The organism is Peribacillus frigoritolerans, assembly GCF_004358755.1.
Classification (GTDB): domain Bacteria; phylum Bacillota; class Bacilli; order Bacillales; family Bacillaceae; genus Bacillus_P.
The window spans coordinates 1,059,952-1,085,807 of the sequence record NZ_SMZY01000002.1; the positions used below are offsets into that span (position 1 = coordinate 1,059,952).

The following is a 25,856-nucleotide window of genomic DNA, read 5'->3' on the forward strand; positions in this document are numbered from 1 at the left end:
GTTAACGTGACCTCATTTTTTTCCGGCGATAATACCTAATAAAGATAATCGATAGAAAAAGCAAACATCCAGCCCCAATAAAAAACGGACCAAATCTAGTAAGATACCCGTTTACTGCATCGATGGAAGAGCCGAATTTATTGCCCAGGCCAAAAAAGAGAATGGCCCATAAAAATGCTGATCCATATGCCAGCAGAGCGAATTTCCAAAACTTTAATTTATTCATGCCGGCGAGTACCGGTCCAAGATGCCGCAGCAGCGGGAAAAAATAGGTCATGCCAAGTGTATAATCGCCATGTCTTGCAAATAACTGCTGAAATTTAATAAATCGGCGTTTTGCTCTTTCTCTTCTCACCAAAAAAGACAGAGCCAGTTCCCCAAAACTTTTTCCGACAAAAAACCAAAAGGTTAGTGCCGTCATAATGCCTAAATAGGAAGAAAAAAAGGCAGGTACAGGGTGCAAAATCCCATGAGAAGAAGCAAATCCGCCCATCATGACAATCACTTCGTTAGGAAGCGGGATAAAAAAGGTACCTGCAGACAGCATGACAAACAGAGCCAAATACCCATACTCCTCTATAAAAATAAGAATCTCAGAAATCTCCATTATCTCACTGCCTTCATCTTTATCTATCTTCTATTATACTAAGATAATAAGAGTTAGAATATAAAGACGCCTCAATCAATTTTACCTTCCTTGTGCAAGATGGAGATCAATGTATTCACGATCTCTTGATCAAAATGGATTCCGCTCCATTTTTTCAGTTCACGAACAGCTTCATCTGCACGAAGAGCATTGCGGTAAACCCGATCCTGCGTCATCGCATCATAGGTGTCGCTTACTGTTACGATTTTAGATTCCAGCAGGATTTCTTCTGATTTCAGTCCAAAAGGATAGCCTGAACCATCTAATTTTTCATGATGCTGCAGAATGATCTCACTTACCCCTTTTTGATGTTTCAAGATTTCAGCTCCATCAATGGGATGCTTTTTTATGATCGAAAATTCCTCATCAGTCAGTTTCTCCGGTTTATTTAAGATCTCAGCCTGTACATTAATTTTTCCGATATCATGAAGCAAAGATGCTACGTAAAGGTTTTCAAGTCTTCTCTTATCAAGGCCCAGTTCTTTGGCAATCTTTATGGAATATTCCTGTACTCTCATGCTGTGATTGTACGTGTAGCGATCCTTATGTTCTACTTTCTGAACCATGCTTGTAAACTTCTCTATTTCATCGCTTAAATCATCAAAAGCCGGTTCTGTAATAAACCAAAGCAGTTCTACATCGGTTAATGCTTTAAAGAAGATTGGCTTTTTCAAATCCTGAACATAAAAATAATCTTTCTCTTTCAGCAGCCTGCTTTCGTTATTTTCCTCAAAGAAAACTTCCCCTTTAATGATGTAATAGAATTCAAAGGAGTCTCTCTTATCTCCGGGATATATATAGAACATCCGATCCTTCAATATGCTTTGAAAAAGAATCTCTGTTCCTTCATTTTTAAGCAGCAGACTTAATTCTGCCGACTGCTGTTTTACTGTATTGATGTAACTGCCCCTTTTAAAAATATGCAGCCCTTCCATTTGACAGCCCTCCAAATCAGAAAAGGATTGCGGAATCTTTTTCTCTGTTTATGGTCCAACAACTTTAAGCGGATCCACCCAAACCTTTTTTCCGCCAAGCTCAACTAAAATCCATGTACATTCCACAGTTATTCCATTCTCAGCGGCTTTGCTGATGGTCTCAGCTGAAAGTTCATTTGTAACCTCCAGCAGATTCTGAATTAGTTGATCAAGCTCTCTATCAAACTTTTTTTGCAGTTCTTCAAGCTTTTCATTTTCTTTCAGGAGCTTTTCCTCTGCATTCTCCAATTTTTTCATCATTTTTTTATCATCTTTTGCATCCTGAAGCTCTATTGCCAAGTTTGTGATCTCTGATTGTACCTGTACAATTCGTTCTTGAGTCTCTTGTTTGTCTTTTAAATACCTGCTCTCAAGCTTCTCTGATTCTTCAACTGCCTTTTCTATTAATAAATCTATTTTCTCATTTGCCTCCGCAACCAGCAAATGAACTTCATCCTCACTTAATCGTTTGTTGCTTTCTGCGAAAGCTGCAGGAACTGCTGAATAAATGGTAATAAATAAAATAGCCAATACAAGCGAAACAATCTTTCTCATTTTTCATCCCCCTCAAATTTTTACTGATTAATCACAATTTTTTAACTTTTCATTGCTATTATATCTCAATGATGACAATATGTAGTAAAAAAGATCGAATTTTGTAAAAAAAGCATGATTAATATGTTTGCAGATCAACATTATGTAAGATGATCGAAGGCATCGTTGGGTATGGGTACCTGGATTTCGCTTTTTCATTTCCACAAAAAAGTGATGCAGCATAGGCTGCATCACTTCTTTAACTATCTATTCAAAGCTACTCGCGGTCTCTACGTTTTCACCCTGAAAGATAGTCTTGATTTTTTCCCGGTTTTTCTTTGAGACAAGAATATATAAGGTATCCCCTGAAAAGATGTTGGTATCCCCTCTTGGAGTATGAAGCTTTTCATTTCTTATAACAGCCGTTATTAAAGCATCATTCGGCAGCTCAATGTCCTTTAATTCTTTTCCAGAAACACTTGCACCTTCTCCAACCTCAAGCTCAATCATCTCATTATTGGTTTTGCCGATAGAGATTAATTCAAGGGTATGGGGCACTGAATTTTTCTTGCTTTCTGATAGCTTCAGCATATTGGCAAGAGGTGTAAGTGTCGCCCCTTGAAGCAGAGCCGAAGTGAGGACAACGAAGAAAACGACATTAAAGATCAGCTGACTGTTTTCAATCCCTGCAAGCATCGGATAAGTAGCCAGAACAATCGGTACCGCTCCCCTAAGTCCCGCCCAGGAAATAAACAGCTTTTCCTTAGCGGAAAACTTTGAAACAATCATGCTGATGAACACACCTATTGGACGCGCCACTATCATTAAAATAACCGAAAGCAGCAAACCTTCCCAAATGATGTCCAAAAGCTGATTAGGGAATACTAGCAATCCGAGCAAAATAAACATTAAAATCTGCATCATCCATGCGAATCCTTCATTAAACCGGATGATGGAATGACGGAAGGTCAGATCTGAATTTCCGACTATTACAGCCATTACATATACAGCAAGAAGTCCGCTTGCGTGCGCAAACGTCGTTAAGCCGTAGGTTAAGATCGCAAAGGCAAGTGATAAAACCGGATAAAGTCCGGACGAGTCTAAATTTATTTTGTTAATGGTCCAAACCGCAAGTTTCCCGAAAAGCAATCCTGCTGCAAGACCAAATCCCATTTCCCAGAAAAACCTTAAAATCAGACCAATAAAACTCGTATCTGGCTGCCCAATCAGATGAATGATCGTTACTGTCAGAAATACGGCCATTGGATCATTCGTACCAGATTCAGCCTCCAGAGTAGACGTCAATCTCTTTCTGATGTTCTTGTTGCCAAGAACAGCAAAAACCGCTGCAGCATCCGTTGACCCAACGATCGCGCCAAATAATAACCCCTCAAGCCAAGTTAAATCGAGAATGAATTTTGCAAATACGCCGATAATAATCGTCGTGATAAAAACACCGATTGTAGCAAGCATGGATGATGGCACAAGAATTTTTCTGACATCCACCCATTTTGTTTGTAAACCGCCATCAAAAATAATAATGATCAGGGCGATAATACCAAAAAGCTGGGCAAGCTTTGCATTATCAAAATAAATATAATGACTGAGCACCATACCGACAACGATAAAAAATACCAGGGAAGGCAATCCGAGGCGAGAGGAAAACTTTGCGGTCATAACACCGATTGTGAGAAGAACAGCTAAAATTAGAATGATATTATCAACAGAAAACGACAATACTGCATCACCTCATAGTTTGATTTTGTAAAACGTTTTGAAGAGATTTAATAGGGGAATAAGTCTATTTTATCGCAACATTCAGCCTATCGTCTAGAAATTGGCATTAGGAAAGAGATTTTGTGATTTTAATCTATGGGTGTTTCTTCCTCCTATATAATGGATGACTTATGGTAAAATGATTGTGATGAATTAATAATACGAACTTACAGTATTTTCCAGCTAATAGATTCAGAGGTGACTTATATGGAAAAAGACACAGCAGCTTTTACACGATTGCTTTTAGAAGGCAATCAAAACCGCGCATGGCAGCTGGTTGAAGCAAGGCATGCAGATGGTGCAGAACCTATTACAATCTTTCAGGAGCTGCTGACACCGGCTATGGCACATATAGGGATACTCTGGGAAGAGGATCAAATTTCAGTTGCCGATGAGCACTTAGCAACGACAACCTGTGATTTTGTCCTCTCCAGATACCAGCAGCACATTCTTACAGAACGAAAGCAAAAGGAAGCTAATAAGAAAGCCATGTTTTTATGCATAGAGGATGAACTTCATCACCTTGGTCTTAAGATGGTTTCTATTTTGTTTGAACTATACGGATATAAAACAAAGCTTTTTGGAGCAAATCTCCCTTTAGAATATGCCCTGAAAACAGCTGACGACTGGCAGCCGGATGTAATCGGCCTTTCTTTTTCCCTTCGAAAGCACGCCCACAGGCTGAATCACTACATTCAGGAGCTTGAACAATTAGAACACTCTCCTGCAGTTATTGTTGGAGGCCGAATTGTCTCAACTATAAATAAAGCTGAGTACTGTTCTGATAAAACGCGGCTGTTTTATGCATTGTCTGATCTCTATGAATGGCTCAGCAATACAGAAGAAAAGGAAAATACCCATGTTTGACAGCAGAATGCTTCCTCTTCCTTTTTTCAAATTAAATCACAGCTTCTGCATCGAGGAACAATCTCTTGCAGCATTAAAATTGTTCGAAGAAACGGATAGCTTTATTCACTTAATTGATGAAGACAGCAGAACAAAAGCAGAAAAAGTTCTAAAATCAGATAAACAGGAGACAGAGCTGGTTCTAAAAACACTCAGCTCTCCTCTCGCCTTATTTAAAGTAAACATCAGCAGGGATGATGATTTTCTTTATCTTCTGTTAACAGAGCAAAACTCACGCATGGAAGCTCTCGTCCATCAAGTAGAACTTCACCGCAGAAGACTGGCAGAAACCGATCTTCAGCTCCTTGCAAAAAAAGAAGAGGCCGAAGAGGCATACAATAGAATCGTTGAACTATCCAGCCCGTTTATCATGCTGACCAAAAAAGCTGTGCTCATTCCGCTGTTCGGATCGCTGTCACAAGATCTGATATCTAAAAATACAGGCCGATTGTTAAACCTTTTGGCGGATTCAGGAGCCGAACAGGTCTTTATTGATTTTCATGGTGTAGGCGAAATCACTGAAGCTGGAATACTGGACCTTTCAAATCTCGTTCAGGAATTCAGCCTGATGGGAGCAGCGGCATTTTTTGCAAGTTTGACGCCCGCACAGGCAAAAGAAGTATACAGAATTCATTCAAACATCCATGTCACCTATGTTCAGAATTTGAATACTGCCCTTGAAACCTATCTTTTATGATAGGTTTTTCTATTTCACAAATTTGACGAAAACCTTTACAGGACTTTCCAGATCTATCAAGAAGTTATCCTTATTAGATCTATGGGAGGGATTTTCTTGAAAAAGAGCAATGATGATTTATCAAACAGAGATTTAATGAGCTCTATTTATAAAGATTATGAAAAAAAAGGCGGTGCTGGAAAATTGCCGGGCATGGGCAAGCCTCTTCCAAAAGGAGCTCTGGAAGGAGATATTTTCACAAAAATCGTCAAAAACGCAAACTACCTGCCTGCATGGATTAAATTGCAGAAAGAGATTAAGCATCGCATAGAAAACCTGATGAAGCTGAGTGATGATGAAAAACGTACAGCAGAAGCGGAACTGATTAATAAAGAGATTATGAAATACAACCGTTCTTGTCCCGCAGCCCTGCAAAAAAACTTGATTTCTCTTGGTGAGCTTGAAAAACATTATAAACTTTGGGAATAACAAACAAAGACAAACTCGCCCAATTAAAAAAGGCTTCGCCGCTGCACCGGGCATGCTATAATGAAAACAATTTTGTTTCACCTTATCTCCTTATGGGAAAAACTACATATGGCAAATCTCCGCAAACTCATGGAAGTGAGAAATACATCAAAAGGTGGTGCATGTCATTTGCCGAAGGACAAAATTTTTAAAATTGGATATGGAATCATTATTTTTTTAACGATTATTCTGCTGTCGACTAAAGTGGATTTCATTTTCAGACCGCTTGAAATCATATTCACTACCCTGTTTTTCCCCTTTTTGGTTTCAGGGATCATCTTTTATTTGCTTCGCCCAATCGTACGTTTTTTAGGAAGTAAAGGTGTTCCGAATACCATTTCAATCATCATTATTTATTTGCTGGTTATTGGTCTTGGAACTTTGCTTGTGTTCCTGATCGGTCCGGTTATTCAGAAACAATTTCAAGAACTGATCAAAAACTTTCCTCAGATTGTGCAAACCCTTCAGGACAATCTTCTCGCTCTAAGAGAAAACAAATGGTTCGCCCGATTTGAACAGAATGATATTTTGACATTTGAAAAAATGACAGGCTCTGTTACAGATTATTTCCAGTCGAATGTCAGCAATATCGGCAGCCGTGTTTCTAATTTCATTGGAATTCTGACAAGCATTGCAACTATCTTTGTAACGGTGCCGTTTATTGTTTTTTATTTGCTGAAAGATGGTGAATATGCGCCAAAACAGGTTTTGCGCTTTTTGCCCTATACAAAAGCAAACGAAGCCAAGCTTATTTTAAAAGATATGGATCATGCACTAAGCTCGTACATTCAAGGACAGGCACTCGTCAGTCTTGTGGTTGGTGTGATGATGTACATAGGTTATTTAATCATTGGACTTGATTATTCCATCCTGCTTGCCATGTTTGCGATGCTGACAAACGTCATCCCTTTCCTTGGACCGTTTATCGCAGTGATTCCTGCCGTCATTGTCGGCTTTCTGGATTCACCTTTCATGGTCATACAAGTGCTCATCGTCGTTGTAATTGTTCAGCAAATCGACGGCAATGTTACCTCGCCGCTGATCATGGGCAAGAGACTTGATATTCACCCATTGACCATCATCCTGCTGCTGATTGTTGCAGGGAGCATGGGAGGATTGCTTGGAATGCTTCTTGCCGTTCCGACCTATGCTATATTGAAGGTCATTTGCAGCCATTCTTACAGACTTTACCTTCTCCGGAAAGAACGGCTCGATCCAATCCGGAACACGAATATCGACATCGAAATTGAGTAATTTCTGCAAGTTTGAAGGATAGTAACTATAGACAAATAATCATGATTTGGCAGGTGGGCATATGACATTTTTTCAGCTACTTAAAAAAGGGAATAAATCATCAGGCATTGCAGCTCTCGGAAACACGGCATTAACCATTATTAAAGGAATTGCTGCTTTTATCAGCGGGAATGGAACGATGTTTGCCACTACTTTGCATTCAGCGGCCGATGCCATTAATCAGGGTTTTGTGTTTGTCGGAAGCGCTCTTGCTGAAAAAGCTCCGACAAAACGTTTTCCGACAGGATTTGGACGGGTCGTAAATCTCTTCGTCCTGATAGCGGTGATTGTGATTTCAATCATGGCTTATGAAACGCTCCATAAGGGCTGGGAACTGATTCAGCATCCTAAGCCAACTACAAATATCCTGTTAAATGCAAGCATTCTTGTCATCGCCGTTATTATTGATGGTCTCATTCTAATAAAAGCAATGAAAGAAATTGCCCATGAGACCAGAACGGAAGCTAAAGGATTTGCCATTGCAGGAAATGCATTCAAAAATGTAAGCCTTGCTTCTCCGCCCACAAGACTTGTTTTCTACGAAGACATCATTGCTACATTCGGTGCATTATTAGCCCTTGTATCAATCGTAGTGTCTTATTTCACCGGTTTGTATATTTTAGATGGTGTAGGTACTCTGCTGATTGGAGTACTTCTGATAGGCATTGCCGTTAAAATCGGGTATGAGAATACAATTGGATTAATCGGAGTTGCTGCACCTAAAGATGTCGAAGACCGGATTGCAGAAATGATTCTAGCTGATCCTGATGTAGAAGACATTAAAAATCTCCGCATTCTGCAGGAGGGCCGCAAATATCATGTTGAAAGCTATCTGGAACTAAAACCCGGGTTATCACTTGCCCTAGCAGATGATATAAAAATCCGGGTGAGAGATCACTTATATACCGATCATGATATTGCAGATGTCACCCTTGGCATTTTTGAATCAGACGGAGTCAAAACATGGGGATTGAATGAAACAACTGAATAAAATTGAAGATAAAAGGACCCTTTATAAGTGGTCCTTTTATTTTTATCATTCTCTTATAACGCGTTTTGAATTGGATGATAAAGGGAAAAGTTTAAATGTTTTCCAAATATATATAGGAGGTAATAGGAAAAAACGAAACTTTATCAGGTTTTAATCGTTTAAGAAAGTGTACATCTTGATTCACCAATTTGGAGAGGAGCTCGTTTATTTTGAAAAAAACAGGATGGATTGTCAGTTTATTGTTTGCATTGCTTTTAGCTGGATGCGGTCAAAATACCGCTGCTGATGAAGAAAAAGAAAAGAAAGCAACTGAAACGGAAGCTGAAAGCAAAGAAACAAGTGAAACAGACAAGAAAGCAACTTCTCAGGAAGTATTGGCAGCAGCCAGTGAAAAATCTGCTGAGCTTAAAAATTTTGCCATGGATGGCACACTGAATATGGTGATGAAATCTGGAGAAGAAACGATGGAAACCAATGCTGATATGCAGACAAAAACAAATGTAAAGCCGCTCGTTATGCAGCAGACGATGCAAATGGAAGCTGAAGGGCAAACGAATACCATTGATATGTATATGGATGAGGAATTCATTTACATAAAAGATCTCCAGTCAGGCGGATGGGTGAAAATGAAGCAGGCTGGACCAGGCATGGGCGAAATGATGAATCAGCAAAAAACGATGACTCCTGCTGATCAAATCAAACAGCTGGAGCAAATGGCAGATGATATCCAGATGGAAGAAACCGAAAATGAATATATCTTAAATGTTAAAGGCAATGGTGAAAAATTGATGAGCCTTACAGGTAATATGATCGGCTCAGATCCTGCAATGCAGGCAGCACTGGAGCAAATGGAGATTGAACAAATTGATTATACGTACACATTGGACAAAGAAACCTATTTTCCAAAGTCTTTAAACATGGACATCAAAATGTTTATAACGGAACAGGAGCAGAAGATCGAAATGCAGCAAACCATCACCTCTCAATTCTCTGAAATGAATGAGCTTCCGAACTTCTCCATTCCTGAAGAAGTTTTAAACGAAGCAGTTGAAGTTGACCCAGCGGCATAGAAAAGCGGAACGTCCGTTTAGCTCATGCAAACCATAAAAACAGGAGATCTTCTTAGTGAAGATCTCCTGTTTCCTTACCAGCCCATTCTTTCTCTAAGGCTCTCTATATGTGCAATATGATGATTGCCATGCCATGCATAAACACCATATGTTTCTGCAAGTGTAGCTGATGTTTTATTCTCAGGATGAAAAAATGTCCTGTTTAAATCCGATTCAGATAGGGTTGCCGCAAGCTTGACCAAGCGCTTATGAAGAGATTCAAGCAGCACAAGTGACACGTCAATTTCCCCATGCTTTGAATCAGCCAATTCTGCCCATTCCTTTTCCTCATACGGACGAATAACCGGGTTTTCTTCTGTTAAGCCTAATTTTATTCTTATATAAGCGTTCATATGACTGTCTGCCACATGATGAACCACTTGGCGAACGCTCCACCCTCCTTCGCGGTAAGGCGTATCCAGCTGTGAATCTGATAAATCCAATACGGCTGCTTTTAATCTTGATGGCGCTGCAGATAGTTCATGGAGCCAGCTTTCCAAATGGACCGATTCTATTTTTTCTGGTGCATGAAAAAGACCAATAGGATATTTTAAATCTTTCATTTATCATCCCTCCTTACAAAATCCTATTCATTATCCTATATATTGAAGCATAATTCCCCCAAGTGCTGCTGCCAGTACCACAAGCCAAGGCGGAAGCTTCCAATACACAAGAAGGGCAAAGGCTATTAGAGCAAGGGCAAAGTCGCCGGTCGATTTTATGGAACTAGTCCATACTGGATTGTAAAGGGCTGCAAGCAGAATGCCGACAACTGCTGCATTCACTCCCATTAATGCTGCTTGGACACTGCTTTTTTCTCTTAGCGTATTCCAAAACGGGAGCATGGCAACTACAAGCAGAAACGATGGTAAAAACATTGCCGCTGTCGCAACAATTGCACCTGCGAAACCATTCATCGATGCACCCAGATAACTTGCAAAAGTAAACAGCGGTCCCGGAACTGCCTGTGCAGCTCCATAACCGGCAAGGAAAATCTCTTCGCTTATCCATCCTTGCGGCACGACTTCCCGTTCAATCATCGGAAGCACAACATGTCCTCCGCCAAATACGATGGAACCAACCCGGTAAAATGTATCAAACATAGCTGTCCATATCGAAGGAAACACTTGCCTGATTACTGGAAGAAGAATCAGCAGTCCAAAGAATAAGATCCAGGCAAGTATCCCTGTCTTCTTGTTAATGGATATATTCAGTTTTTCTGCCTTTGGAATCTCTTTATTTTTATACATCCAATAGCCTGCAGTACCTGCAATTAATATAATGGCGATTTGCCCAAGTGCGGTTGGAAAGAAAAGAGCGGAAACAGCTGCAATGACCGCAATGGTAATTCTTGGCCTGTCTGGAGTGAGATTCTTTCCCATACCTAAAATGGCCTGCGCAACTACTGCCACGGCAACGATCTTCAGACCATTGATCCAGCCAGCATCTTCTGCCTGAAAGCCTGATACAAAATAAGCAAATAAGATGAGGGCAATGACCGACGGCATCGTAAAGCCAAACCATGATAAAAATCCTCCTACCAGGCCGCCCCGGACTATTCCAATCGATATTCCGACCTGACTGCTCGCCGGACCCGGAAGGAACTGACACAAAGCCACTAAATCAGCATAGCTTCGTTCGTCAAGCCACTTCCGCTTCTTTACATATTCATCTCTGAAATAACCCAAATGTGCAACCGGACCTCCAAATGAGGTCAGCCCAAGCTTCGTAGACACAAGCAGGATTTCAACCCACGTTTTAAACATTTTTACAATTCCTCCTTTAACACTTCTCTGGCAAGCTCTCTCAGCATCACTTTTGATTTTTCCAAGGCTTCCTCCCCTTCTTTTGTAATGCTGTAGTACTTGCGGATCCGGCCATTTTCTTTTTTATCTTCCCTAGTAAGAAATCCTGCGTTCTCAAGGTTGTGCAGATATGGATAGAGAGTTCCCGGTCCAATTTCATAGCCATGGCTGCGCAATTCTTCAATCATGAATGAACCGTAAATCGGCTCAATTTTTGCATGATGCAGAATGTGAATTTTAATAGCTCCCAGAATGAATTCACGCATTTTTAAGATGCGCCTCCTTAATATCGGATTTCGATATTGCTTTTCAATATTGTAACAAATAATTATTAATTCAATGTAAAGACTTAATAAAAATTGTAAAGCTGTCCTTAGAAACCATTCTTTTCAGTTTTTCAAGAAAACAAAAAAGACCAGGGGATAAACCCTGACCTGTTAGTGATGACTGTGGTCATCTTCTGTCTTTTCATGTTCATCTGCTTTTACAGATTCTTCTTCAGAAACTTTTCCTACCGTAAATTCTTTTTTAGGCATAACGTGAAGGTCACGGGCAGTCACATGGGTCTGAACAAAATACGCGCCATCTTCACTGAATGTTTTTTTGATTTCATAGATGCCTTTGCCTTTATGTACTGCCTTGATCATTTCACTGCCTTCTTTGCTCTCAGCTTTCCATATTTCAAATTGCACGTCAGATGCATCATCTACAGCTTCAGCGCCTTGTGTAACAGCGACTGAGAGCGTTTCCTCTTTATTTTTGCTGATTTCAGCCGGGAGTCTAATATCAGCGTTGACCATTACAGATCCTTCAGCTGTATTATCACCGGAGTCCGGTGTGCAGGCAGCGATAGACAAGACACATGCGAGTAATAATATAGCAGCTAGTATTCGTTTCATTTTAAATTTCCTCTCCTATTAAGAAGCAGACTATTCACGATAACTATTGTAACCGCTTTATATAATAACAGTCAAAAAGCTTCAGGCAATCATAAACTCTCTATTACGTTTTAAACCTGAACCTTTAAAATATGTCTTTATGCTTCAAATACGATATTGCCTTTAAATAGAACAGCTTTTCGTTTTGACCTTCTGGCTACAGCTTCTGCAGAACAGGACGCTTCCGCTAGGACAAAGCTAGCCTCATCTCCAACCTTGGGCCATATTTGTTTCCCGTCTGTTGAAAGCGGAGTAATTCCTTTTGTAATATAGCCAAGCGCCTGACTTAAGCTGCGCTCGTCCTTCCAGCGATTTAACTGAGCAAGTGTATTTGCCTTCTCAAGCATATCTCCTGTGCCAAATGGATCCCAGTGGTCTGTAATACTGTCTGTGCCCAAATACACATCCACCCCTTGTGATTTCATTAATGAAAGCGGCATTTTAAAATCAAGCGGAGCAGTTGACGCTATATTGACTCCTGCTTCTGAAAATCTGACTGCAAGCTCCCCAGCTTCCCCTTCAGCTAAAGCAGCAAGTCCAAAACCGTGGCTGATTGTTATTTGTTTAGTAAGTTTTGCCTCTTCAATCATACTGACTAAACGCTTCATTGTGTAAATTCCCAAGTGGCCTCTGTCATGCAGATGAAGATCGATTCCGGCATCAAATTCTTTGGCAATGTCCACCATTGCAGACAATGATTTTTCTATATCTTCATCAACTGTTGCAGGATCAACTCCCCCAACTAGATTGGCGCCATTTCTCATCGCGTCTTTCACAAGCTGCACACTGCCGCTTCGAAGCAAGCCGTGCTGAGGGAATGCGACAATCTCACCTTCCAGCTTATCGTTATAGGTATGAAATGCCTGATGAAGAAATTCAAGATGCTGTAATCCGATTACTTGATCGACGTTGCAATGTGATCTCACAAATGTCGTTCCATTCATGAGCTCAAGCTGCAGAATTCTTTCTGCCCGCTCTTTAACAAACGGAAGCTGCTCAATCAGCAGGGTCTGCTCTTCCTCGATGCGGGAAAAGATGTTGTTGGCTTTAACTGGCGCCTTCCACCTTCCTCCATAATAGGTTTTATCGAGGTGGATATGCATTTCTGAAAACGACGGTAAAGCTAGTGCCTCTTTTGCATCATAGATCTCACATTCACCCTCAATACCCTTTCCAGCTGGCGCTATTTCTTTAATTCTTCCATCTTCTATACATAAATCAAAAACCATTGTTTCTGTTTCGATATGATTTTCGTCAAATTTATAACCCGTTTCTAAAACAACATTTCTCACCCACAGTTTCTTCATATCTTTCCCCTCCATAATGTATAGCCTTATTACCCTTCATGTACAAGTTCAATGAAGTTTTGAGCTGTTTTTGGCAAATAGTGGCTTTTAAGACAAATCACCCCTGATTTCCCGAGTTTTTCTGTGTCTTCAACTAGATAAACATGTAAATCTTTCAGTGAATTTAGTTTGACAACTGTTTCCGGCACAATCGTAGAGCCAAAACTCGAGGAAACCAAATCAAATAGAATAGAAATATCAGAGCACTCACACATAATGTCTGGAGTAAGTCCTCTGCTAGAAAATGCAGAAGAAATTTTGTTATATAGACCAAGACCTTCTGTACTTGGGATAATCAGCGGAACTCCAGTAAGATCTTCAAACGAAACAGAAGATGACATCGTATTAGCTGAATCCGCAGTTACAAAATAAAAAGGCTCCGGTTTAAGCGAAATCACATCAAAATCATCAACTTCAAGCGGCAATCTTACTATTGCAAGATCAATGACTCTTTCTTTAAGAAGCTTGCAAAGCTGAGCGGATTCATTCTGCTGAATTTTATATGATACATCAGGATACCTTTTCTGAAACGTTCTCAAAAATCTCGGCAAGTCATAGCTGGATAACGTATTAACGCCGATTGAAAGCTTTCCTGTTTTACCTGTTCCAGTTTCTTTGACTTCGAGCACAGCTTCTTCCATGGCATCTGTTATTTTCAGGGCATGCTGATACAGCTTATGCCCAGCATCCGTCAGCTCAAGTGATTTCCCCTTTCTTTCCGCCAATTGTAAACCAAGCTCTGTTTCCATTGCTTTCAGCTGCTGGCTGAGCGGCGGCTGTGCCATTCTTAAACGATTGGCTGCCGCCGTTATTTGGCCTTCTTCTGCAATCGCGATAAAATACTTCATTTGCCTGATATCCATATGTAACCTGCCTTCTTTGTATACTAAAATGATATAGTTTATTCATTATATAAATATTTTTCATATATTTAACTGTATGATAGCATAATAGGAAACGAAAAAAAATGGAGAGAAAAACCATTGCTGCATAGAACATTATTATTTACTATTATCCTTTTTATCATCATGCTTCTTGTGGTCTTTAGCTTTCATGAGGAGGAGCTCAAAGTAAATAACGGGAGGCTGACAGACGGGGAATTAGTTGGTTAACTAAAAATGGTTTATTATAATCATAGAGCAAGCAAAAAGACACGTCTTTAAGATTCCAATCTTATTCTCATTCTGTTCTTAGATATAAAAGAAAAAGGGGAAAGAATATGACACTATCAAAATTAACAACGCCGCTTGCCTCCATACAGTGGCTCTTCTTTATTTTTGCCAATACGATTGTTGTCCCTATCTCAGTAGGAGCTGCATTTGAACTTACACCGGATCAAATTGCCATAACCCTCAGAAGCTCTCTGATCTTCACAGGTATCGCATGCTTTCTGCAAGGGTGGATTGGCCACAAATACCCATTAATGGAGGGTCACTCGGGGATTATTTGGGGACTGATTTTAAATCTCGGCATGTCAGCCTCTGTACTCGGGATGAGCTTTGCCCAAATTGGCGGAGGAATTGCTACAGGCATACTGCTTGCCGGAATTACAACGATTATTCTGGCTGCGTTAAACCTCACTTCTGCCGTGCAGAAGATTTTCACACCTATGGTTGCCAGTGTGTATCTTTTTCTGCTGGCTTTTCAATTAATATTGACCTTCTTCAAAGGAATGCTGAAAATAGAACCGGACGGGACATTAAATGCTGCTGTAAGTTTGTTTTCGATTGCCCTTGTTTTTTTCGTCAGCTTTTTAAAAATAAAAGGAAATGCTTTTCTGGGCAATTTCTCTATACTGCTTGGAATTGTTGTTGGGTGGATTCTCTATCTGCTATTATTTCCTTCGGAAGGATCCATACAAGCCGTTACCGGGCAGGGCTCAATCTTCTTTCCGCTTGGAAAACCGAATCTTGAATGGGGAATTATCCTGATAGCATTTCTTGGCGGCATGATGAACCTCAGCAATACAATTGCCTCCATTCAGGCTGCCGCAAAGCTTTATAATGATGTTCCAGACTCTGCTTCATACAGAAGATCGTTTTTTTTAACAGGTACTTATTCCGCAGGTGCCTCCCTGCTTGGCCTTGTTTCATATGCACCCTTTACATCGACGATCGGATTTTTAGAAAGCACTCAACTATTCAAACGCAAACCCTTTTTCATTGGCGGGGCACTTATTACCCTTTTAGGCATATTCCCGCCGCTCGTAGCCATTCTCATTACACTTCCAATAACAGTCGGAAACGCTGTCCTTTTCGTTGCGTATCTGCAGCTTTTCGGCACAGCACTGAAAAGCATTCAAGGAACAAGCTTTGACTCAAAAACCATTTTCCGGATTGCAGCGCCGCTATTGCTCGGCGTAAGCATCATGAATACAGATCCCGCAGTCTTCCAGAACCTATCAGTCTATATTTCTCCTCTCCTATCAAACGGTCTTATGATGGGAATTCTGCTGTCTATTTTGTTAGAGGCATTTGTGAAGTGGGATTAACGAAAAGCGGAAGCGCCCGTTTAGCGCGGGCAGACAGATAAGGATCAGCCAGTATAGGCGCTTTTTGCCTTTACTGGCGAATCTGTTCTAGCCGAGGATTTGGGCGGTGGAGCTGGACAATGTGTTAAACAGACCTACCTGTTCTGGCTGATGTGCCAGGTGTTGGAGCAAGACAAAGGTGAAATGCTCAACCAGCTGTTAACCTATTACACAGTCCATACCCAACATAAAAACCATTTATCTTCATGATAAACGGTTTTTATTTTACAATAGACTCTATACAATCAACTTTTATTGATAAAATATTGTCAAACTGTTTCAGAGCGAATATACTTTAATCCTTGATGAAAGGTGATGAATATGGAACAAGCATATAAAAATGAACCCTTTGCACTGTATGAAAAAAAATTCAAAGCGCTGGCTGATCAGAAACGGCTGGAAATACTTCATCTCATTTGTCGGCACCAGACAGTGTGTGTAGGCGATTTGAGTGAAATGATAAATATGCCTCAATCTAAATTATCCTACCATCTTAAGATTTTATTGGATGCAGAGTTGATTTTGAAAGAAACCAAAGGCACCTGGAGTTATTATTCTTTTAATAAAAGGGAAATGAATCAGCTTCTTTCTGAAGAATTATGCGGACTGTTCACATCAAGGTGTTCAGAGGAAAAGTGATGCTCAGGAATTACTTTTTATCATTTTAAAGCAAAAAAAAAATAGCTTTCACTATTTTGGGCAGAGCTTAAGATATTTTCTTGGTCATCAGCATTTCATTAGCCTGATTTTCCGTACAGCCTTTAATTAAAACAAGTTCACTGACAAAAATGTTCTTTGCATTGTTCAGCATTTGTTTTTCACTTGTATTTAGGGCTTTTTCAATGCTTTTTCGCATGAGGTCTCTTACTACTTCAGCCCCCTGCTGGATTTCTCCAGATTTTATTTTATCCATATTGGTTTTATACCGTTCTTTCCAAGGCAGCAGTTCATCTGATTCTCCGTCATGAAAAACAACTAATACTTCTTCCAGTTTTATTTGATTTTCTACAGGACGAATTCCGAGTTTAGCAAGTTTTTGCAGAGGGATCATAATCTGCATATTCGCGATGGACAGCTGAATCACAAAGTAATCCTGTTTCTTTCCTTGAATCTCCATCTCTTTTACAGATTCTATGATTCCTGCTCCGTGCATTGGGTACATAATTTTGTCGCCTATTTTGAACAAAAAAACACCTCCATATGGTATCTATTTACAGTATACCACATGAAGATGAATATATCAAATTTTTAATTTTAACATCATTTATTATTTGATGTCAATAGTTAATTTGTTTTTTTATTTCTGCAGCTGTCGTCCCTGCAGTACGGCTTAAACACATTTCTTTCCGTTCCGCTCACAAACCTTAATGGCATTGATTTCTCCGCCGATCAAAATGGCAAATCCGGATAAATAAAGCCAGGTTATAAGAACGATGACACCGCCAAGACTGCCGTATGTAGCATTAAAATTCCCAAACTGTGAAACATAGAATGCAAACCCAAGCGATACGAGCTGCCATAAGATGGTTGCAATGATTGCCCCGAAGTAGACACCTTTTAAAGTCATCTCTTCATTCGGTGCCAAATAATACAAAACCATCAGCACGGCACACATCATCAGAAAAGAGATTAAAAATCTCATCACATTTAAAATAATTTCATTGTCACTAACAAATGAAAAATAATTTCCAACAAAGCCGATAATGGCACTTCCAAACACAGGCAGTACAAGTGTAAGGGCAAACGTAATGACAAGACCGATTGTCATAATAACTGCGTGAAGACGAATTTTCCAGAATGGGCGTGTCTCTTCCACAATAAACGCTTTATTCAACGACCTGATAAGGGCATTTGTTGCATTAGATGCTGACCAGATCGTTGCCAAAATACCAAATGACAGCAAGCCTCCGTTTGGTTCATTAATTAACCCTTCTAAATGCTCAGAAAGCATTCCCCCTGCTTCTGCAGGCGCATATTGGTTTATAATATCAACCATACTGCTCGTTTCAATATTAAAGTAAGGAAGCAATGCAACAAGGAAAATAAGAAGCGGAAATAAGGATAGCAAAAAGAAATGAGACAGCACCGCTGCCTGATCTCCTGTTTCATGCAGCTGAATTCGTTTAATAAGTTCTTTGATCAACCTGAGACACCTCCAATTGTAATATTCTTTTTCCTTAAATCACGTTCTTAAAACCTGAAACCATCATGAATGTTTGCGGAATGATCAAAAGTGGTAATTTGTTAATTAAATACGGTAAGGAGTTTTGCAATGAAGAATGATGCACAAGAAAGAATGTCAAAGACATTTATTATGTATTCCATCCTCCTTATTGGAGCTTTCAGTTTTATTTTCATAGAATTTGCAGATGAAGTCATTGAGATGGAACTTAAATCATTTGATAACCCAATCATCCAATACATACATGGATTGCGCACTCCTTTGCTTGGTCAAATCATGGCAGGCATTACTTCCCTGGGATCAGCAACCGGCATCATGATGGGAATGTCCATCGCACTCATTGTACTGTTCATCAACCGGCAATGGTGGGAAGGGCTGTTTTTAATTGTGGCAGTATCTGGTTCATCTCTTTTAAATTATTATTTGAAATGGATGTTTAAGCGTGACCGTCCCACATTTAACCCTCTTATTACAGAAGACGGATATAGTTTTCCAAGCGGACATTCGATGGTTTCCTTCTCATTTCTTGGCATTCTCGCCTATTTAATAACTTTAATGGTCAAAAAGAAGCGTCTTAAGGTACTGATTATGGCATCTTTCTTTTTCATTGTTTTTTTAATCGGCTTCAGCAGAATCTATCTGGGTGTGCATTACCCAAGTGATGTCATTGCGGGGTTTGCTGCGGGAGGCGCGTGGCTCGTCATTTGTATTGTGGCACTGAAGTTTAAAGCAAAAATATAGAAGAGCCCAGGGAATCTCCTGGGCTCTTCTTACTTTAAATCCATCCGCGGAAACGGGAAGCTTCCGCCATTTTCCTGCTTCCGATCATATACGCGGCAAGTCTCATGTCTACATTATGGACAAGTGCGGTTTGAAATGTATTCTCGAAAGAATCAACCATCACTTTTTGAAGCCTTTCCGCTACTTCTTCCTCTGACCAATAATACCCCTGATTATTTTGGACCCATTCGAAGTATGATACTGTCACACCGCCGGCACTTGCCAGCACATCCGGCACGAGAAGAACACCACGCTCCGTCAAGATTCTAGTGGCTTCAATCGTTGTCGGTCCATTTGCAGCCTCGACTACGATAGACGCTTTGATTTGATGTGCATTTTCAGCTGTAATCTGATTGGAAATGGCAGCCGGTACAAGGATGTCGCAATCAAGTGCAAGCAGTTCTTTGTTTGTAATGGTATTCGTAAAAAGTGTTGTTACTGTTCCAAAGCTGTCGCGGCGGTCGAGCAGATAGTCGATATCCAAGCCATCTGCATCGTAGAGTGCACCGTATGCATCTGAGATGCCGATTACTTTTGCACCTGCGTCATGCATGAATTTCGCCAGGAAGCTTCCTGCGTTGCCGAAGCCCTGAATGACTACGCGGGCACCTGCAAGGCTTATGCCTTTTTTCTTGGCTGCTTCTTCTATGCAGATGGTCACGCCTCGGGCTGTTGCTGTTTCTCTTCCATGTGAACCGCCAAGGACAAGCGGTTTGCCTGTAATGAAGCCCGGTGAATCAAACTCGCGCAGCCTGCTGTATTCATCCATCATCCACGCCATGATTTGAGAGTTTGTAAACACATCCGGGGCAGGGATATCTTTCGTGGGACCTACAATTTGGCTGACTGCCCGGACGTATCCGCGGCTCAGTCTTTCCAGCTCTTTAAGTGACATTTCTCTCGGATCGCAGATGATTCCGCCTTTTCCCCCGCCATAAGGCAGATTCACAATGCCGCATTTTAAGCTCATCCAAATGGACAGTGCTTTTACCTCATCTTCGCTTACTTCGGGATGAAAGCGAACTCCTCCCTTTGTCGGTCCGACGGCATCGTTGTGCTGTGAGCGGTACCCGGTAAATACTTTTACCGAGCCATCGTCCATCTGAATCGGAATCCGAACTGTAAGCATTCTGACAGGTTCCTTCAGAAGCTCAAAAAATTCTTCTGAGTAGCCTAATTTGTTCAAGGCTTCTTTAATAATCGTCTGCGTCGATTGAAATAAATTTAAGCTTTCTTTTTCCTTATCTGCCTGTACGTCCTTAATAATCCCCATGATTCCACCCCATTGATATGAATAGTATATATTTTTTAAGTTATTCTGATAATACGCGCGTAATTTTTTCGATTGCCCACTCAAGATCTTCTTCTGAAATCACAAGCGGCGGTGCAAAGCGAATCACTGTTTCATGTGTTTCTTTGCAGAGCAGCCCTTCATCCTTCAGTTTTTCGCAGTAAGGACGGGCTGGTACAGTAAGTTCTACCCCAATAAACAAGCCTCTTCCGCGCACTTCTTTGATTAAAGGATTGTTGATATCCGCAAGCTTTTCTTTAAAGTAAGCACCGAGTTTAAGCGAGCGCTCTGAAAGTTTTTCTTCTTCGAGAACCTGAAGGGCTGCAACAGAGACAGCACATGCAAGCGGATTGCCTCCGAATGTTGAACCGTGTGACCCTGGGTTGAATACACCGAGAATGTCTTTGTTTGCAGCAACGCAGGAAATCGGGAAAACACCGCCTCCAAGAGCTTTGCCTAAAATGTACATATCAGGCTTTACATCTTCCCAGTCACAGGCAAATGGTTTTCCTGATCTGCCGAGCCCTGACTGTATTTCGTCAGCAATAAAAATGACGTTGTTCTCTTTGCACACTTGAGCTGCCTGCTTCAGGAATCCCTGAGGAGGAATGACGATTCCTGCTTCTCCCTGGATCGGCTCGATTAAAAAGGCTGCTGTACTTGGTGTAATGGCTGCTTCCAATGCTGCCAGATCACCATAAGGAATCAGCTTAATTCCAGGGAGCATCGGACCAAAACCGCGCTTGTATTCTTCTTCTGAGGAAAGCGACACAGCTGACATGGTGCGGCCGTGAAAGTTTCCGATGCACGCAATGATTTCAGCGCTGTTTTCAGCAACACCCTTCACATCATAAGCCCATCTTCGTGCAGCTTTGATGGCTGTTTCCACCGCTTCTGCTCCCGTGTTCATCGGGAGCACCATTTCTTTTTCGGTTAATCCGGCAACAGCCTCGTAGAATGGTCCAAGCTGATCGTTATGAAATGCGCGTGATGTGAGCGTAATTTTATCTGCCTGATCCTTAAGCGCCTGAATGATTTTCGGATGTCTGTGCCCCTGGTTGACAGCTGAATAAGCACTAAGCATATCCATATACCGCTTGCCTTCAGGATCTCTCACCCAAACGCCTTCAGCCTCCGAAATCACAATTGGAAGCGGGTGATAGTTGTTTGCACCGTATTGGGATGTTTGCTGAATGAGTTCTTGAGATTTTGTCAAAGTTGTCATATGTGTTCCTCCTTAAAATGTCTCTGAAGTTGTTTTTGCCTGCATGTGAAGCAGCAAATAGTCAGGTCCGCCGGCTTTAGAATCTGTGCCTGACATGTTAAATCCGCCAAACGGCTGATAGCCGACAATGGCTCCTGTACAGCCTCTGTTAAAATATAAGTTTCCAACGTGAAACTCTTCTTTAGCACGTTCAATGTGATCGCGGTTGTTTGAGATGAGGGCACCTGTTAATCCATAATCTGTGTTGTTGGCAATCTCAAGCATGTGGTTAAAATCCTTTGCCTTGCAGAAGGCTACGACAGGTCCAAAAATCTCTTCCTGCATAAGGCGGTCTTTTTCGCCTATATCTGCAAAAATAGTAGGCTGGATGAAGAAGCCGTCTGTATCGTCTCCCTCCCCTCCTGTCATAAGTCTGCCTTCTTCTTTGCCGATTTCTATATAACTCATAATCTTTTTGAATGCACTCTGATCGATAACCGGCCCCATATAAGAGTCCGCATCCTCAGGATTTCCGACTTTCAGCTCTTTTGTAAGTGCTACTGCCTTTTCAAGAACTTCATCGTATATATCCTGATGAACTACCGCACGAGATCCTGCCGAACACTTCTGCCCTGAAAATCCAAAAGCAGAGGCAACAATGGCAGATGCAGCCAAGTCCAAATCCGCGTCTTTATCAACGGCAACTGTATCTTTGCCGCCCATTTCAGCGATGACCCGCTTCAGCCATTTTTGTCCGCTGTGAACTTTCGCCGCACGTTCATAAATTCTGCAGCCAACTTCACGAGAACCTGTAAACGAAATAAATCGTGTTTTCGGGTGATCAACCAAGTAGTCTCCTACTTCAGCACCGCTTCCCGGAATGTAATTCAGTACACCCGCTGGAAGTCCAGCTTCTAAAAGGAGCTCCGCAAATTTCGCTGCCACTACGGGCGTTGAGTTAGCAGGTTTTAAAAGAATCGTGTTTCCCGCAACAATAGCCGCCGCTGCCGTTCCTGCCATGATGGCAAGCGGAAAATTAAACGGAGAAATAACGATTCCTGCTCCAAGAGGAATATAGCTGAACGAGTTCTGCTCTCCTTCTCTGCTCTGCACAGGAACACCGTCTTTCAGCTTCAGCATTTGGCGTGCATAATACTCAAGAAAATCAATGGCTTCTGCCGTATCTGCATCTGCTTCACTCCAAGGCTTCCCTGCTTCTTTTATGAGGTAAGCTGAAAATTCATGCTTTCTGCGGCGAAGTATGGCTGCTGCACGTATCAGGATGGCTGCACGCGCTTCGGGTTTTTTAAGTTTCCATGTTTCAAAAGCTTCCAGCGCCTGCTCCATGGCTTTTTCGGCTAACTCCTTTGTCGCTTTGGAAACGACGCCAACCACTTCTGCTTTGTTGGCGGGATTAACAGACGTTATTTTTTCTGATGTCGTGATTCGCTCTCCGCCGATGATAAGCGGATACTCCTTATTCAGATGGGAGTTCACGAATTCCAGCGCTTCTTTCATTGCCTGAATGTTTTCATTTTTACTGAAATCTGTAAACGGTTCATGCTTGTATGTGACGGTCATGGCCATTCCTCCTGATTTTGATTCTTCAATAAAGATAGAATGCAAGTTCCGTGCCAACCTGTTATCACAACAGGCAAAGGATTCTTAGTGCAAAATAATATGGCAGTGACGATTTTTTTTGCACCAAAAACGCAAAATTATTTTGCCTCCACTGCATATTAGAGGATAAAATGGAAGAAAAGCAGGATAAAAAAAAGGGGGGGCAACTATGAATCCGAAAAAAGAAAATCTGCATTTGTTTATGGAATCCATCATTGATGAAATTGATGTAGGTCTTCATGTAATTGATAAAAAAGGACACACCATTCTCTACAATAAAAAGATGATGCAGATTGAATCAATGGACAGCCGGGATGTCATGAACAAAAATCTCCTGGACGTTTTCATGTTTTCTAAAGACGGAGACAGCACGCTCGTGCAGGCTCTTCAGAACGGCACAGAAACGAAGAATATTAAACAAACCTATTTCAACAACAAAGGAAAAGAAATCACGACCGTCAACAACACTTTTCCAATCAAAGATGGCGATGAAATCATCGGCGCTGTTGAAATTGCAAAAGATATTACAAAGATCGAGAGGCTGATAAAGGATAATATTAAAAGAAAGGGAGGGACACGGTATACCTTTGAAAGTATCATTGGGGAAGGTCCTGCTATAAAAGAAGTCATTGAAAGTGCCAAGCGTGCGACACGCACAGCGTCATCTGTCCTGATTGTCGGGGAAACCGGTACAGGAAAAGAGCTTTTTGCACAAAGCATCCATAACGGAAGCAGCCGTTCAGCAGCTCCCTTTATCTCTCAGAACTGTGCGGCACTTCCAGACAGTCTGATTGAGAGTTTATTGTTCGGCACCAAAAAAGGAGCTTTTTCTGGAGCGATTGATCATCCCGGTTTGTTTGAACAAGCAGAGGGAGGCACGCTGCTGCTTGATGAAATTAATTCATTGAATCCCCATCTGCAGTCCAAGCTGCTGAGGGCTTTGCAGGAGAGAACGATCCGGCGGATTGGCGATACGAAAGATACGCCAATAGATGTAAGAATCATAGCGACAATCAATGAAGATCCGATTGAAGCGATAACGAATGAACGCATGAGAAAAGATCTATACTACCGTCTGAGTGTCGTGACTGTTTTTGTTCCTCCGCTGAGAGACAGAACTGAAGATATCCCTCTTCTTATCAGGCAATTTATCCGAAAATATAATGAGCTTTTTCAAATGGATGTTCAGCGTGTTGATCAGGAGGTCATGGATAATCTCCTTTCTTACGAATGGCCGGGCAACGTGCGGGAGCTTCAGCACACGATTGAAGGAGCGATGAATTTCATTGCAGATGAGGAAACGATCCGCCTTAACCATCTGCCTCTGCATTTCCGCTCAAAATCAAAAGCGCGGACAACTGTTTCCTCCCAAGTACAGGTTTATGAAGAAACAAGTGAGTCCCTGAAGCTGAAAGAACACTTGGACCTTTCAGAAGCAAACTATATCAAAGCCTTGCTGAAAAAGAACGGATATAACATTTCAAAAGCGGCAGAAAAAGCAGGCTTAAGTCGACAGAGCCTGCAGTACAGAATGAAAAAGCTTCATATTGAAGCAAAAAAAAGCTTCTGAGGAAAGATGTCCCCAGAAGCTTTTTTTTCGTTATGCCGCTTCTTTAAGATCGCTGCTTTTACGAATATCAGAAACCGTTTTGATCTTATAATTTTTAAACACAATTGATCCAAGCAGGCCGAAAGCCCCTCCGGCAAGAGCGCAGAGCGCGGCTGTTATCGTAACGGTTAATGGGTCATTAAATCCGTACATGACAGCTAAACCTGCGATTGGAGTTGCCGTTCCTGTTGCGTTGTTTACAAGTCCGAATAAGGCAACGACTACACCGGCTGCAGCTCCGCCGAAAAAGTTCGTCACATACACCGGAATTGGATTTGCCGTAATAATGTCTGCTTGAGTCAGAGGCTCAATCGCTACGGCAATGGTTGTTCGTCTGTCGCCAAATTTCAGGCGGCTGAAGAGAACATAGTTCATGAATGAAGAACCGAATACCGCCAAAGCACCAATCGCCATAGGCAGTCCAGTTAAACCAAGCATGGCTGTTAGAGCCATGGAGCTTAATGGCGCTGTAGCTACAACTGTAATCACTCCGCCAAGGATAATCCCCATTAGAATCGGGTTGCTGTTGGCTGTTTCAGTAATAATGCCGCCAATGTTCAGAAGCGTAGCATCCACAACTGGAGTTAGGGCGTTTCCTATTAATCTCACAAGTGGTGCCGCCACGATAATCGTCACCAGCAAATCAAGACCTGCAGGCGTTTTTTTCTCAATCAGTTTTACCAGGAAAGCAACAAGATAGCCTGCAAAAAAGCCAGGAAGCAAACCCAGTCCAGCACATGATACGCCAAGCATCAGGGCGTAAACCGGGGACACACCGAGTGCAAGCGCCACAAGAGCAGCCGCCGCTACTCCCCCCATGCTTCCTGCGGCATCGCCAACTTCTCCGAGAAATTCAACCTTCAGAAGATCTCCTCCAACATATCGCTGAAAGGCTTCAACAAGAAAGGCAGCAACGGCTGCGTTTGCGAGCGCACCCATCGCTTTCATGCCCTTTGGAGCTTTATAGCTGAATAATGAAAATAACCCAAGTACTAGTAATAATAGCGCTGTTCCTTTTACCAATTCCATCTGTCTCTCTCCTCTGGCTGTTAAGAATGTAAACATCTGCTGGCATTCATTCTTTTATAATCATCAAAAAGCTCTTATTCTTTCACACC

At 41.5% G+C, this 25,856-nt stretch carries 27 protein-coding genes; 11 read left to right on the forward strand and 16 right to left on the reverse strand.

Annotation, left to right across the window (positions count from 1 at the left end; translation table 11 throughout):
* Nucleotide 1 precedes the first annotated feature (1 nt).
* The 4 genes from E2R53_RS12590 to E2R53_RS12600 all read right to left on the reverse strand — a co-directional run bounded on the left by E2R53_RS12590 (nucleotide 2) and on the right by E2R53_RS12600 (nucleotide 3,891).
* Nucleotides 2-607, reverse strand: coding sequence for a DedA family protein (locus tag E2R53_RS12590; RefSeq protein ID WP_133312067.1), 606 nt, complete (start codon nucleotides 605-607; stop codon nucleotides 2-4).
* 71 nt (nucleotides 608-678) lie between these two features.
* The gene (locus E2R53_RS12595) at nucleotides 679-1,581 is read right to left on the reverse strand and encodes an HD-GYP domain-containing protein (protein ID WP_133312068.1); all 903 of its coding nucleotides are present in this window, start codon (nucleotides 1,579-1,581) and stop codon (nucleotides 679-681) included.
* 48 nt (nucleotides 1,582-1,629) lie between these two features.
* Nucleotides 1,630-2,175, reverse strand: a complete 546-nt coding sequence (locus tag E2R53_RS23290; RefSeq protein WP_165970977.1) for a hypothetical protein — start codon at nucleotides 2,173-2,175, stop codon at nucleotides 1,630-1,632.
* Between the two features lie 246 nt (nucleotides 2,176-2,421).
* On the reverse strand, nucleotides 2,422-3,891 hold the full coding sequence (locus E2R53_RS12600; RefSeq protein WP_133312069.1) for a potassium/proton antiporter: 1,470 nt from the start codon (nucleotides 3,889-3,891) through the stop codon (nucleotides 2,422-2,424).
* 246 nt (nucleotides 3,892-4,137) lie between these two features.
* Here E2R53_RS12600 and E2R53_RS12605 point away from each other — a divergent pair, with 246 nt between their 5' ends.
* The 6 genes from E2R53_RS12605 to E2R53_RS12630 all read left to right on the forward strand — a co-directional run bounded on the left by E2R53_RS12605 (nucleotide 4,138) and on the right by E2R53_RS12630 (nucleotide 9,394).
* A complete protein-coding gene (locus E2R53_RS12605) occupies nucleotides 4,138-4,797 on the forward strand; it encodes a cobalamin B12-binding domain-containing protein (protein WP_133312070.1) in 660 nt (219 codons plus the stop codon).
* On the forward strand, nucleotides 4,790-5,533 hold the full coding sequence (locus E2R53_RS12610; protein WP_133312071.1) for a hypothetical protein: 744 nt from the start codon (nucleotides 4,790-4,792) through the stop codon (nucleotides 5,531-5,533). Before E2R53_RS12605 ends, E2R53_RS12610 begins: the two co-directional genes overlap by 8 nt.
* A gap of 96 nt (nucleotides 5,534-5,629) precedes the next feature.
* Nucleotides 5,630-6,001 carry a DnaJ family domain-containing protein gene (locus E2R53_RS12615; protein ID WP_286166168.1) on the forward strand — a complete coding sequence of 124 codons (372 nt, stop codon included), beginning with the start codon at nucleotides 5,630-5,632 and terminating at the stop codon, nucleotides 5,999-6,001.
* Nucleotides 6,002-6,169: 168 nt separating this feature from the next.
* Nucleotides 6,170-7,294: an AI-2E family transporter gene (locus tag E2R53_RS12620; protein ID WP_133312072.1), complete on the forward strand. Its 1,125-nt coding sequence runs from the start codon at nucleotides 6,170-6,172 to the stop codon at nucleotides 7,292-7,294.
* 61 nt (nucleotides 7,295-7,355) lie between these two features.
* On the forward strand, nucleotides 7,356-8,324 hold the full coding sequence (locus E2R53_RS12625) for a cation diffusion facilitator family transporter (RefSeq protein WP_133312073.1): 969 nt from the start codon (nucleotides 7,356-7,358) through the stop codon (nucleotides 8,322-8,324).
* Between the two features lie 209 nt (nucleotides 8,325-8,533).
* Nucleotides 8,534-9,394: a DUF6612 family protein gene (locus tag E2R53_RS12630; RefSeq protein WP_133312074.1), complete on the forward strand. Its 861-nt coding sequence runs from the start codon at nucleotides 8,534-8,536 to the stop codon at nucleotides 9,392-9,394.
* A gap of 74 nt (nucleotides 9,395-9,468) precedes the next feature.
* Here E2R53_RS12630 and E2R53_RS12635 read toward each other — a convergent pair whose 3' ends face one another.
* From E2R53_RS12635 to E2R53_RS12660, 6 genes are all read right to left on the reverse strand, one after another.
* Nucleotides 9,469-9,996 carry a YfiT family bacillithiol transferase gene (locus E2R53_RS12635; protein WP_133312075.1) on the reverse strand — a complete coding sequence of 176 codons (528 nt, stop codon included), beginning with the start codon at nucleotides 9,994-9,996 and terminating at the stop codon, nucleotides 9,469-9,471.
* A 30-nt stretch (nucleotides 9,997-10,026) separates the two neighbouring features.
* Entirely contained in the window at nucleotides 10,027-11,199 is a 1,173-nt protein-coding gene (gene chrA, locus E2R53_RS12640) for a chromate efflux transporter (RefSeq protein WP_133312076.1), read from the reverse strand.
* Nucleotides 11,200-11,201: 2 nt separating this feature from the next.
* Nucleotides 11,202-11,504: a PadR family transcriptional regulator gene (locus tag E2R53_RS12645; protein ID WP_133312077.1), complete on the reverse strand. Its 303-nt coding sequence runs from the start codon at nucleotides 11,502-11,504 to the stop codon at nucleotides 11,202-11,204.
* A 171-nt stretch (nucleotides 11,505-11,675) separates the two neighbouring features.
* Complete coding sequence (locus E2R53_RS12650; protein WP_133312078.1) at nucleotides 11,676-12,137, reverse strand: FixH family protein; 462 nt, start codon at nucleotides 12,135-12,137, stop codon at nucleotides 11,676-11,678.
* 137 nt (nucleotides 12,138-12,274) lie between these two features.
* Nucleotides 12,275-13,483 carry an amidohydrolase gene (locus E2R53_RS12655; protein WP_133312079.1) on the reverse strand — a complete coding sequence of 403 codons (1,209 nt, stop codon included), beginning with the start codon at nucleotides 13,481-13,483 and terminating at the stop codon, nucleotides 12,275-12,277.
* 29 nt (nucleotides 13,484-13,512) lie between these two features.
* Nucleotides 13,513-14,385, reverse strand: a complete 873-nt coding sequence (locus tag E2R53_RS12660; protein WP_133312080.1) for a LysR family transcriptional regulator — start codon at nucleotides 14,383-14,385, stop codon at nucleotides 13,513-13,515.
* A gap of 120 nt (nucleotides 14,386-14,505) precedes the next feature.
* On the opposite strand from E2R53_RS12660, the gene E2R53_RS23585 reads away from it, so the two are divergent.
* The 3 genes from E2R53_RS23585 to E2R53_RS12670 all read left to right on the forward strand — a co-directional run bounded on the left by E2R53_RS23585 (nucleotide 14,506) and on the right by E2R53_RS12670 (nucleotide 16,691).
* A complete protein-coding gene (locus E2R53_RS23585) occupies nucleotides 14,506-14,634 on the forward strand; it encodes a hypothetical protein (protein WP_286166169.1) in 129 nt (42 codons plus the stop codon).
* A 107-nt stretch (nucleotides 14,635-14,741) separates the two neighbouring features.
* Nucleotides 14,742-16,013 carry a uracil/xanthine transporter gene (locus E2R53_RS12665; protein WP_133312081.1) on the forward strand — a complete coding sequence of 424 codons (1,272 nt, stop codon included), beginning with the start codon at nucleotides 14,742-14,744 and terminating at the stop codon, nucleotides 16,011-16,013.
* A gap of 360 nt (nucleotides 16,014-16,373) precedes the next feature.
* Entirely contained in the window at nucleotides 16,374-16,691 is a 318-nt protein-coding gene (locus E2R53_RS12670) for an ArsR/SmtB family transcription factor (RefSeq protein WP_133312082.1), read from the forward strand.
* Nucleotides 16,692-16,758: 67 nt separating this feature from the next.
* Here E2R53_RS12670 and E2R53_RS12675 read toward each other — a convergent pair whose 3' ends face one another.
* Together E2R53_RS12675 and E2R53_RS12680 are read right to left on the reverse strand one after the other, a co-directional pair.
* Nucleotides 16,759-17,238 (reverse strand): CarD family transcriptional regulator, encoded by a 480-nt coding sequence (locus E2R53_RS12675; RefSeq protein WP_206197378.1) that lies wholly within the window; start codon nucleotides 17,236-17,238, stop codon nucleotides 16,759-16,761.
* 144 nt (nucleotides 17,239-17,382) lie between these two features.
* The gene (locus E2R53_RS12680; RefSeq protein WP_133312084.1) at nucleotides 17,383-18,195 is read right to left on the reverse strand and encodes a YihY/virulence factor BrkB family protein; all 813 of its coding nucleotides are present in this window, start codon (nucleotides 18,193-18,195) and stop codon (nucleotides 17,383-17,385) included.
* Between the two features lie 129 nt (nucleotides 18,196-18,324).
* On the opposite strand from E2R53_RS12680, the gene E2R53_RS12685 reads away from it, so the two are divergent.
* The gene (locus E2R53_RS12685) at nucleotides 18,325-18,975 is read left to right on the forward strand and encodes a phosphatase PAP2 family protein (RefSeq protein WP_133312085.1); all 651 of its coding nucleotides are present in this window, start codon (nucleotides 18,325-18,327) and stop codon (nucleotides 18,973-18,975) included.
* Nucleotides 18,976-19,009: 34 nt separating this feature from the next.
* Here the strand turns inward: E2R53_RS12685 and E2R53_RS12690 are convergent, their stop codons facing one another.
* From E2R53_RS12690 to pruA, 3 genes are read right to left on the reverse strand one after another with little or no spacing between them, the layout of a single operon-like run.
* Complete coding sequence (locus E2R53_RS12690) at nucleotides 19,010-20,287, reverse strand: Glu/Leu/Phe/Val family dehydrogenase (protein ID WP_133312086.1); 1,278 nt, start codon at nucleotides 20,285-20,287, stop codon at nucleotides 19,010-19,012.
* A gap of 40 nt (nucleotides 20,288-20,327) precedes the next feature.
* Nucleotides 20,328-21,530, reverse strand: a complete 1,203-nt coding sequence (locus tag E2R53_RS12695) for an ornithine--oxo-acid transaminase (protein ID WP_133312087.1) — start codon at nucleotides 21,528-21,530, stop codon at nucleotides 20,328-20,330.
* Nucleotides 21,531-21,542: 12 nt separating this feature from the next.
* Entirely contained in the window at nucleotides 21,543-23,090 is a 1,548-nt protein-coding gene (pruA, locus tag E2R53_RS12700) for an L-glutamate gamma-semialdehyde dehydrogenase (protein WP_133312088.1), read from the reverse strand.
* A 208-nt stretch (nucleotides 23,091-23,298) separates the two neighbouring features.
* Here pruA and E2R53_RS12705 point away from each other — a divergent pair, with 208 nt between their 5' ends.
* The gene (locus tag E2R53_RS12705) at nucleotides 23,299-24,699 is read left to right on the forward strand and encodes a sigma-54 interaction domain-containing protein (protein WP_133312089.1); all 1,401 of its coding nucleotides are present in this window, start codon (nucleotides 23,299-23,301) and stop codon (nucleotides 24,697-24,699) included.
* 30 nt (nucleotides 24,700-24,729) lie between these two features.
* Here E2R53_RS12705 and E2R53_RS12710 read toward each other — a convergent pair whose 3' ends face one another.
* Complete coding sequence (locus tag E2R53_RS12710; RefSeq protein ID WP_133312090.1) at nucleotides 24,730-25,767, reverse strand: PTS sugar transporter subunit IIC; 1,038 nt, start codon at nucleotides 25,765-25,767, stop codon at nucleotides 24,730-24,732.
* Nucleotides 25,768-25,856 lie beyond the last annotated feature (89 nt).